Below are 10,341 nucleotides of genomic sequence, written 5' to 3'. Positions count from 1 at the left end.
TGACTATTATTAGCTGGTCTTCTAGAATAAGAGAGGTACTTTCCACATTTTCCACTTTAATTCCTCCAATTTCTTTCAAATAACAATTTACACTGCACAATTACCAATTATAATATTATAATATCACTTTTTTAAAATATATTCGAGTAATCATCTTATACAAAAAATTGAATTAATTTTCATTTATATAAAAATAAAAAATTGAATTTTAAGTTTTATAATGTAAAACTTAAAATTCAATTTTGAAAATATATTTTATTTAAAAATCTCTTAAAAATTTTTCTTTATAATTCTTTCATTTCTAATTACTTTGACTTACAAAATCTTATGCTGCTTCACTAGAAAATACTTCGTATATATCTTTTCTTCTTGCTTTTGATAATGCTTTAGCTAGTGCGTATGAAATAGTTCCATCAACAAAATGATGTAAAATAGTTCCTACAGCTACTACAACTATAAATTGATAAACTGAAAAACCAAATGGTATAACTATAAGTCCTTCTAAAATTCCATGAATAGGTGCTGTTATAGCTATCGCCTTCTTAAAGTTTTTATCCTTTGTAACTATTTTTGCTCCTATATATCCAACTATTATATGCATAGACGCCCTAGCTGCAACAACTAATGGAGTTGTTATAAAGAATCCAAGTGCAGAACCTACTCCTACGAATATAGCCACAGATGGTGATATTAGCATCGCTAAAAACATTGGAACATGTGAGGCTATAGTTGCTGTAAAAGGTCCTATAACTATCTTTAAAAATCCAAATTGTGTTGGAATTATAATTGCAATTGCTGTTAATACTGCTGCAAAAACCATTTTTCTTACTCTTTCTCTGCTTTCCATATAAAAAATCCCCTCTCCATACTAGTGTATATACATTAGTATATTATATATGTTTCCATTTGTAAATATTTTATTTGCACTATTATAAACAAAAGAAACTCATTATAAAATTTAATGAGTTTTTTTGTTAATATTTTTATATTTATTTATAGATTTTTTTCCTGTATTTATGCTTATATTTACTGGATAAAATATTCCTTCATATACTTTGTTTATTTTATTTCTAGACAAAATAAATATTATTATAAACGGGCTTATTATAATTAATATATTTTGTATTATACTAATATTCCATCTTGGTATGAAGAAATAAACTAACACAACTAAATAAATATGAAAAATATATATGTTCATAGTTGCTTTACCTATTTTTGAGAAAAACTTTTCTTTACTAGGAACTAAACTTATAACACAAATACTAAACACAATTGCTGAAATGTATAACAATACTCTAAATATAGTTCCTTTTATTAAAGATAATCCCAATGCATTATATGAATAGGAATTATATAAAAATTTATAATCTACAAATTTATTCTCAACTATAAATACTGCAAATAATAAAAATAACATTAATATAATTATGGATAGTTTATTATTAAAAGTTTTTATCTTATTTAAATGTTCTTCTTTAGCATAATAACCAAGTAAAAAAAATGGCAAAAATACAATGGTTCTTGATATAGACAAAATACTTCCTATACTAGGAATTAATCCAACAAAAATTCCTATAATAAAGCTGACGCCTAAAATATATCTTATTTTAAGCAAATACTTTAAAGAAACTCTCCAAAAAAATAAGCTTAATAAATACCACAGTGTCCATCCTGGATATATTAAAGAAAACATATTTTTCTTAGTACCTATATAAACAGCTAAGTACCAAATCATATTAAAAATTACATAAGGTATCAATAAATTTTTGATAGATTTTCTTTTCATTTTATAAAAATTCTTTGATAGATATCCTGAAATAAATATAAAAAGTGGCATATGAAAAATATATATAAAAATATATATAGACATCAAAATATTACTATCTTTTATGTAATATTCAATTACGTGTCCAAATACTACGAAAAATATCAATATAACCTTCAAATTGTCCAACAAATAATTTCTTGTTTTAATATTTCTCATATATCTTCAATAAAATCTAAAATTATTTTAGATTCATTTTCTCCTTTACCTATTACTAATGTTATAATATCTGAATGATATTTATCCTCTAAAATCTTTAATTTAGCATTTCCACCTAAATCCCTTATCTTATTTACAAAACTAATAGAATTTTCAATATCTATTAATGGGTCCTTTTTCCCATGCAAACACAAAACTGGTATATTAATATCATTATTTTCTAATAATTTTATAGGATTTATTTCTATTAATGATAATTCCTTTCCTAAATAATTTTCTATTAACAGAACCGAGTGTTTTGACTTACATTTTTCAAAATCAAGAACTCCTGCTAATGTGATCAACCCACAAAAAATGTTTTTCTTAATATTAAATTCTTTTTGTTTCTTAAAATTAAATACTATATTAGTTGCAAGTTCTCCCCCTGCTGAAAATCCCATAACTATGATTTTCTTATTTCCTATTTTACATTGATTAGATAAATAATGACTTATTGCTGTAAATACATCATTTATCTGCTCTGGATATTTATATAAAGGTGCAAGTCTATAAGCTGGAAGTACAACGGTGTACCCTTTATCGCAGAAAAACTTTCCTATATAACTTGAGGTTTTGGGGCTTCCATGCCACCATCCTCCTCCATGAATAAAGAATATTATAGGTTTATTTATATCTCCATTATAAACTCTATAATATTGTTTTATATTTTCTCCATATTTATAAGTTTTAAAATCAACTTTTTTACTTTGTATATTTTCATTTAAAATTTTGTATGTTATTGGTAGCATCTTAAACTTTTCTTTTATTCTGTTACTTATCATATTTTTTCTCCTGGAAATTTTATATAACTTGCATAGGATCCATTAATATCTAATATATTTATTAATATATCTGCTTAGATTAATACTCTACATTATAAATTACTTAAATACTAATTTTAATTAAGTGTAGGGTATTTATTGCAGCTTATATACTAATTTACTATACGAGGTAATTCTATGTTAGACAATAATTCTTTTATTCCTCTATTATTATCTTTAATAGCTGGGATGTCCACAATAATTGGAGCTTTTATTGTATTTTTTTCTAAAGCTCAAAATAATAAACTTATAACTTTCGCCTTAGGATTTTCTGCCGGGGTAATGATTACCGTTTCATTCACAGACTTATTTATTTCTGCTGAAGACACTTTAATGAAATTCACTGGTAAGTTTAATGGAGTTATATTATCAATATTCTTTTTATTAATTGGAGCATTTATGGCCCTATTAATAGATCAGTTAATTCCTGATAAGCCTAATATTATTCATTCATCTGGGAAATTATATAGGGTTGGATTTGTATCAATGATTGCCCTAATGATACATAACTTTCCTGAAGGTATTGCTACATTCGTATCAGGCTATGAAAATACTACTTTAGGTATATCAATAGCTTTAGCAATAGCACTTCATAATATTCCTGAAGGCATTTCAATAGCTATGCCTATATATTATTCTACTAAAAGTAGATATAAGGCCTTTAAATATACTTTCTTTTCTGGTCTTGCCGAACCAATAGGTGCTTTACTAGCATTTCTGTTTTTAAGACCATATATAAATGAATTAATCTTATCAGTAATTTTCGCAGTAGTGTCAGGTATAATGCTTTATATTTCATTTGCTGATCTTATACCTGCTTCTAGACAATATGGGTATAATAAAATTCATGTATTTTCAATTTTTTTAGGAATATGTATAATTCCATTAAGCCACATTTACGTGCATTAAAGGTACTGTCAACCAATGAAAATTTAATTATCAACTCTTAAATGGGCTGTCTATACGACAGCCCATTTATCTATCTTCCATCTTCAACCATAAGATATCCCATATTAGGCTCCTTGTTTACTAAACCTATAATATATATGGTATAAAATTTTCCATTTCTAAGAGTTTTTTGACTTATATATCTTGACAACCCTATTATGGCTGAAAAGCTAAATTTAAAATCATATATTGCTGGTGATAACGGATAATATCCAGTTTTTTCTAAATACTCTACATTTCCGAAAAGTATCGTATTATTTGGCAATGATAATGTTAATAAAGGTGCATTAGGTGATAAATGTATAAATCTTAAAAAACAACTTGTTAATTCCCCCTCAACACTTGCATCATTTAATACAAATATATCAATATTATTATTTAAAGATACTATACTAATGGTGCTTGTAGTATTAGGTAAAATTTCTATAGTTTTACTAAACAAAGGTCTAGCATAAGTCCCTGCAGAATATATTTGAACTTCATAACTATCTGATGATATATTTTCATAGCAGGTTATATCTGAAAATACTAAATTTTCTCCCATTAGATTTCCTGTTAAATAAATATCTACAGCTTGTTCTGATGGTATAGCATGTAAAATCCTTATTTTGCTTTGTAAGTTTGGTAAATTTTCACTAAATAACAAATCTATTCACCTCACTCTTTATTAGAAAACTTTAAAGTTAAGCTAATTATTTTCCTTATTATTAAGGAAGCTATTGGATACGGAATTTTATATATTTTTAATGTAGACATTATAGAATCATAATCTTCCTCTATCTTTTTGAAAATATTATCTATATCGCTATTATTAGATTCTCTATAAATACTTTCATAATCATTTCCTAAGTCTAAGTCTCTTAAAATTTTCATATGAGGAGGTTCGAAGCTATATTTATCGCTATTTATTGATTCATTTATTTTTTCATAATCTCTTATATAATCATCTATATTTTTATTAATATTATAATTTATATCCATAGGATCTAATTTAAAATTATTTTGGAATCCACTATTCATATTAACTGAATTCGGTATATCATAAGTTGGTGGTATATTAGCAGGTTTCAAATTAGTATTGTTTGGATATCCAAAAGTAGGAACCATATTTGTAAAATTCATATTTGTATTAATCGGCATTCCAAATGCTCCTTCCATAGTCATAGGAGCCATGCTAATAGGGTTCGGAAATCCATAGGTTGGTACCATATTTGTAAAATTCATATTTGTATTATTAGTCATTCCAAACCCACCATCCATGGTCATAGGAGCCATACTAGTAGGATTCGGGAATCCATAGGTTGGTACCATATTTGTAAAATTCATATTTGTATTATTAGTCATTCCATTAGTCATACCTATATTTGTAGAATTCATATTTGCATTAGGAGAATTCATATACATAGGAATAAAGTTGTCATTATTTAAATAGTCAGAATCTATATAAGAAAACTCATTAGTATTTATATTATCATTAATATTCTGCCAACTACCGTTAATACTATTTGTATTATTATTTGTAATGTCATTTGGCATTCCAAACATTCCAGTATTCATATTTCCGTTTGTTGTTCCAAACATTTCATTTCCCATATTATTGCTTTCCCATACATTATTCATGTTATTAATATCACCTGTATTAGACGTTGAATTTAAATTCATATTAGTTCCTATATTATTTAAATTATCATTTGAACATTTGGCCTCTTTATTATATGAATATAGCTCTTCCGAAATAGTTTCTGATGGATACTCCAACTCAAAATTGTTATTTCCATTGCTATTATTATTTTGATTATTTTTTGTTCCATAGTTACTATTATTCATACCATTATTAGATAAAATACTACTAGATATATATCCACTCCCATTAGCAGTGCCTTGATTATAGCTATTAGTAATTGTATTAGTATCATAAGTATTAAGTGTATTTTCACCTGTATAACTAATGCTTGGTATATAATCTATTGATTCTAGAAAACTTTCATCTAATTTTTCACCATTTTTAGGTGAAGAGAATCCTAATATAAAATTATTAGTCATACTACTTATATTAGGAGAGTTCATATTTACTATTGGAAACCAACTAGAATCTTTTTCTGCAAATGGCTCTTTTATATTTAAAGGTATAAACTTTAAATCGTCATCATCTTCTTTTCTATTTGAATTATTATAATACATATATTTCCTCCAAAAAATCTTTCATTATAAGTATATGTTTTATATTTATATATGTTTCCTAATATTACATTAGAACCTACTACTTTTTACTTTAATAATCACCATCAATATATTAACTGAATAGGATATATGGGAGGTAGTGCTATGTTTAATTTAATGGATAATTCTTTACGAAATCTATTTATAGGACTTGATAAGAAAGTTCCTATATTAAATAAAAATTATATAATACCAATTAATTTTGATAATGCTGCTACAACACCTGTATTCAAAAGTGTTGTAGATAAAATTACTAAAGCATGTGAGTTTTATGGTTCCATAGGTCGAGGCCTTGGACAAAAATCAGAGTATTCTACAAAACAATATTTAGAATGTAGAAATTATATACTTGATTTTTTTAACGCTCCAAAAGATAAGTACACTGTTATATTTGTAAATAATACCACTGAGGGAATTAATAGGTTATCAAATATATTAATAGAAAATAAAAATGATATAATTATAACTACGCGAATGGAACATCATTCCAATGACCTCCCTTGGAGAGGAAAATGTAATTTAAAATATATAGAAGTAGACAATAATGGTAGATTAAATCTAGATGAGTTACAATACTTACTAGAAAAATATAATGGATTAGTTAAATATGTTACAATTACTGCTGCTTCAAACGTAACAGGATATATAAATGATTTGTCCTATATATCAAAACTTGTTCATAGTTATAATGCTAAGCTAATAGTAGATGGTGCTCAAATAGTAGCTCATAAAAAAATCAATATAAAGGGTTGCTCTACCGATGATTCTATAGACTTTTTAGTGTTTTCTGCTCATAAAATGTATGCTCCATTTGGAAGTGGTGCAATAGTTGGTTTAACGGAAACCTTTGATAGATTAAATTCTGATTTTAAGGGAGGAGGAACTGTAGAAACTGTTTTAGATGATTCAGAAATATTATTACCACCTCCTGAAAAAAATGAAGCAGGTAGTCCTAATTTTTTTGGAGCAATTGCCTTAGTAGAAGCAATGAAGGAAATTGATAGAATTGGCTTTGATACTATTGAAAAAAATGAAAAGTTATTGTTAAAAAGAGCATTGAACGGATTAAACTCTATACAAGGAGTTATAAATTATGCTGATATTGAAAATATAGACGACAGGCTAGGAATAGTAGTGTTTAACATTGAGGGAATGTATAATGCTGAAGTAGCTAAACTTTTGGCTGATCTTAGGGCAATAGCTGTAAGGCAGGGAGCTTTTTGTGCGCATCCTTATGTAAAGAGATTGCTTAATTTAACTAATTCAGACTCTGTTAGGCATTTAGTTGATTCAACATGCAAAATGCCAGGAATGGTTAGAGCAAGTTTTGGATTATATAATTCTCTTAGAGAAGTAGACTTCTTTTTAAATACTGTGGATTTAATATGTAGATTGAGATTTTAAAAATTATCTTATATTTAAGAGTTAAGCTAAAATAGAATATCTTAATAATCTAAATTGCAAAGTCTCAATTGAGACTTTTTTGCTTAACTCTTCATAATTTAATTTATTTTCTTCTTGCTATTAAAAACTTTATTTTTATTCCTTGTTCACTAAACATATTTTCATGCTCTGTTCTAACATTTCCTTTAACATCACTATTATGTAAATCATATGTGATATATTCAATGTCAAAATTTGTTTCTTTAAAATACTCTACCGATTCTTCAAATAATTCATCATCATCTGTTTTAAAATATATTGTCCCATTTTCTGATAAAAAGTTCTTATAATTTTCTAACTGTTTAGTATAGGTAAGCCTTCTTTTTTTATGTCTTTCTTTTGGCCATGGATTACAAAAATTTATGTATATTCTTTCTATAATATCTTCTTCGCTAAAAACATCATTAATTAATGATATTTCTTGTGCCATTAGCTTTAAATTATCTATGTTTGTATATTTATCATTATATGCCTTTTCTATATTTCTTTTTGCTAGCACTAATACCTCATCTTTAATATCAATGGCTATATAATTTATATCCTTATTTTCTGAGCCATGAACAGCTATAAATGTTCCTTTACCACATCCAAGTTCCAAATATATAGGATTATCATTATTAAACAACTTTCCCCAATTTCCTTTATTATCACTTGGATTTGTTATAAAAAAATTGCAATCTTCTAATTCAGGTCTAGCCCATGGCTTTTTTCTTAATCTCATTTTATTCACTCCATATTATATATATACCTCAATTAATAACTAAATTATTATAATCTATAAGATTAAAATTTATTAAGCTTATTTAAATAAAGTATTAAAATTAAAGCACATATATTATTTAATTTTTTATATAAATTACTAAAATACTATTCATACTTAAAAGCTATAAATTTCAAAAATAGCTTATTTAAACATATAATATTTGTTACAACTTATATAATTCATAATTATTATACATTAATAATTAATAGTTCACAATTCATTGCTTACAGTTTTTTCAGTTGATACTAAAACTATTAGCAGATAGCACTTTAGTATATTTAATACTAATTATATTACTTATATATATCAGCTGCTAATGCTTCAAGTTTTTCATAATCTAATATTGTATAGCAATCATTTTCTTTCATTAAAATATTTTTATCGCATAAATTATTTAATGTTCTTAATAAATGTCTATAACTTGTTCCTAATAGTTCTGAAATTATAGTTAAAGTTTCGTCAAATCTAATAACTTTACTATTAGAATTTCCAATAGAAATAATATAACTTGCTAATCTGCTTTCTAATGGATACATTAAATTTATAGCTGAATTTCTTGAAGATCTTTTCAGCTTTTTCCCTAATGAATTACACAAAAAATTCAAAAGCTTCGTATCTTCATGATATATATTCTTTAATGTTTTTAAGGGTATTCCTAAACATACACATGGCTCTATTGCTTCCACATTACAGCTTGCAAAGTCATTAGTTATTAATTCTAGATCTCCTAATGTATCTAATTCTTTATAAAAGTCTAGTAATAATAACTTCCCATTTTTCAAACTTGAATATACCTTTGCTTTTCCTTCTACAAAAAACATAAGATATTCTACCTGACCCCCATCTCTAAAAATTAGTTCTCTTTTGCTAAAAAATAAAAGCTCCAAATTACTTCTTATATTATCATTAAACAAGTCTTCTATATTATGAAGTTTTATATACTTATTTATCAATTCTTTATCTTTTATCCTTCTCATTTTTTCTCCTTAATATAACAGTTTAATTTATATATGATAAGTATGACATATGTCCTAATAAAAATTAATCATTTTATGTTAAATTTATAAAAAAGATTTAAGGAGATTTTATATGTATAACTTTCTATCATTATTTACTGGAATTTTAATAACTCTAATGGTTAGTTTAAATGGAATTTTATCTGGGCGAATAGGCAATTACTCCTCTACTTTAATTGTCCACTTAAGCGGCTTTATTGTTATATCTATATTTATAATATATAAAAAATATAAAATTGATATAAAGAAAAGTATTCCACTAGTTTTATATAGTGGCGGAATAATTGGAGTACTTACTGTGATTTTCAACAATATAAGTTTTAATGTCCTAGGTGCTTCTTTAACTATATCAATAGCTTTATTAGGACAGACATTATCATCTCTAATTATAGATCATTATGGATTGATGAAGATGAAAAAAGTTAAATTTGAAAAGAAAAAACTATTAGGCGTATCTTTTATTATGCTTGGAATCTATATTATGACATTTTTCTAGGAGGTATTTATATTATGTTATATATTTTATTAGCAATTTTATCTGGAGTATCTGTTGTTATATCAAGAATCATTAATTCTAAACTGGCTGAAGAAATTGGAACTTTTCAAGGAACATTTTTTAATTACCTTACAGGTTTAATAACTTCTACCATATTCCTACTTATAACTAAAGATTATATAAATATTCCTCCAATTCATGAATTAAATTTGCCTATATATTCTTATTTAGGAGGAAGCATTGGTATATTGGTTGTTGTTTTATCAAATTATACAACTCCTAAAGTATCATCTTTTTCCTTAACTTTACTAGTTTTTATAGGCCAACTTTCTATTGGAATTATCATAGATTACTTTAATAGTAATACTTTATCAGTAGGAAAATTAATTGGTGGACTGTTCATTTTAATAGGCTTAACCTACAATATAGTAGTTGACAAAAAAATTGAAGAATCAAAGTCTATTGATATGTTAACCGTAGATTAATATAAAAAGAAGTTGTCTTAAACTTTAATTTAAGACAACTTCTTTTTATAATTTCTTGTATATATTAGTTTTGACCAAAATATCTATCTAATAATCCCTTAAATGCTTGTCCGTGTCTAGCTT

The 10,341-nt window shown here is 25.5% G+C and carries 11 protein-coding genes; 4 read left to right on the top strand and 7 right to left on the bottom strand.

What is annotated here, in order from left to right:
• Positions 1-325: 325 nt before the first annotated feature.
• From AAT22_RS04200 to AAT22_RS04190, 3 genes are all read right to left on the bottom strand, one after another.
• Positions 326-847, bottom strand: a complete 522-nt coding sequence (locus AAT22_RS04200) for a hypothetical protein (protein WP_016207701.1) — start codon at positions 845-847, stop codon at positions 326-328.
• 111 nt (positions 848-958) lie between these two features.
• Positions 959-1,987 (bottom strand): acyltransferase family protein, encoded by a 1,029-nt coding sequence (locus tag AAT22_RS04195; protein WP_084820717.1) that lies wholly within the window; start codon positions 1,985-1,987, stop codon positions 959-961.
• Positions 1,984-2,808: an alpha/beta hydrolase gene (locus AAT22_RS04190; RefSeq protein WP_016207703.1), complete on the bottom strand. Its 825-nt coding sequence runs from the start codon at positions 2,806-2,808 to the stop codon at positions 1,984-1,986. Before AAT22_RS04190 ends, AAT22_RS04195 begins: the two co-directional genes overlap by 4 nt.
• A 177-nt stretch (positions 2,809-2,985) precedes the next feature.
• On the opposite strand from AAT22_RS04190, the gene zupT reads away from it, so the two are divergent.
• Complete coding sequence (gene zupT / locus AAT22_RS04185) at positions 2,986-3,756, top strand: zinc transporter ZupT (RefSeq protein WP_016207704.1); 771 nt, start codon at positions 2,986-2,988, stop codon at positions 3,754-3,756.
• A 70-nt stretch (positions 3,757-3,826) separates the two neighbouring features.
• Here the strand turns inward: zupT and AAT22_RS04180 are convergent, their stop codons facing one another.
• Together AAT22_RS04180 and AAT22_RS18530 are read right to left on the bottom strand one after the other, a co-directional pair.
• Entirely contained in the window at positions 3,827-4,441 is a 615-nt protein-coding gene (locus AAT22_RS04180; RefSeq protein WP_016207705.1) for a DUF4397 domain-containing protein, read from the bottom strand.
• An 11-nt stretch (positions 4,442-4,452) separates the two neighbouring features.
• Positions 4,453-5,976, bottom strand: a complete 1,524-nt coding sequence (locus tag AAT22_RS18530) for a hypothetical protein (RefSeq protein ID WP_052953905.1) — start codon at positions 5,974-5,976, stop codon at positions 4,453-4,455.
• 144 nt (positions 5,977-6,120) lie between these two features.
• Between AAT22_RS18530 and AAT22_RS04170 the strand changes: the two genes are divergently transcribed.
• A complete protein-coding gene (locus AAT22_RS04170) occupies positions 6,121-7,419 on the top strand; it encodes an aminotransferase class V-fold PLP-dependent enzyme (RefSeq protein ID WP_047000358.1) in 1,299 nt (432 codons plus the stop codon).
• Between the two features lie 103 nt (positions 7,420-7,522).
• Here the strand turns inward: AAT22_RS04170 and trmB are convergent, their stop codons facing one another.
• Together trmB and yeiL are read right to left on the bottom strand one after the other, a co-directional pair.
• Positions 7,523-8,179: a tRNA (guanosine(46)-N7)-methyltransferase TrmB gene (gene trmB / locus AAT22_RS04165; RefSeq protein WP_047000357.1), complete on the bottom strand. Its 657-nt coding sequence runs from the start codon at positions 8,177-8,179 to the stop codon at positions 7,523-7,525.
• 335 nt (positions 8,180-8,514) lie between these two features.
• The gene (gene yeiL / locus AAT22_RS04160) at positions 8,515-9,198 is read right to left on the bottom strand and encodes a transcriptional regulator YeiL (RefSeq protein WP_047000356.1); all 684 of its coding nucleotides are present in this window, start codon (positions 9,196-9,198) and stop codon (positions 8,515-8,517) included.
• Positions 9,199-9,310: 112 nt separating this feature from the next.
• Between yeiL and AAT22_RS04155 the strand changes: the two genes are divergently transcribed.
• Together AAT22_RS04155 and AAT22_RS04150 are read left to right on the top strand one after the other, a co-directional pair.
• Positions 9,311-9,733 carry a DMT family transporter gene (locus AAT22_RS04155; RefSeq protein WP_047000355.1) on the top strand — a complete coding sequence of 141 codons (423 nt, stop codon included), beginning with the start codon at positions 9,311-9,313 and terminating at the stop codon, positions 9,731-9,733.
• Between the two features lie 14 nt (positions 9,734-9,747).
• Positions 9,748-10,218, top strand: coding sequence for a DMT family transporter (locus tag AAT22_RS04150; protein WP_047000354.1), 471 nt, complete (start codon positions 9,748-9,750; stop codon positions 10,216-10,218).
• Positions 10,219-10,341: the final 123 nt, after the last annotated feature.

Origin of the sequence: Clostridium sp. C8 (assembly GCF_001010885.1) — a bacterium.
GTDB classification, from domain to species: domain Bacteria; phylum Bacillota; class Clostridia; order Clostridiales; family Clostridiaceae; genus Clostridium; species Clostridium sartagoforme.
The sequence above is the reverse complement of the archived record's forward strand: the minus strand, read 5'-3'. Positions and strand labels throughout refer to the sequence as shown.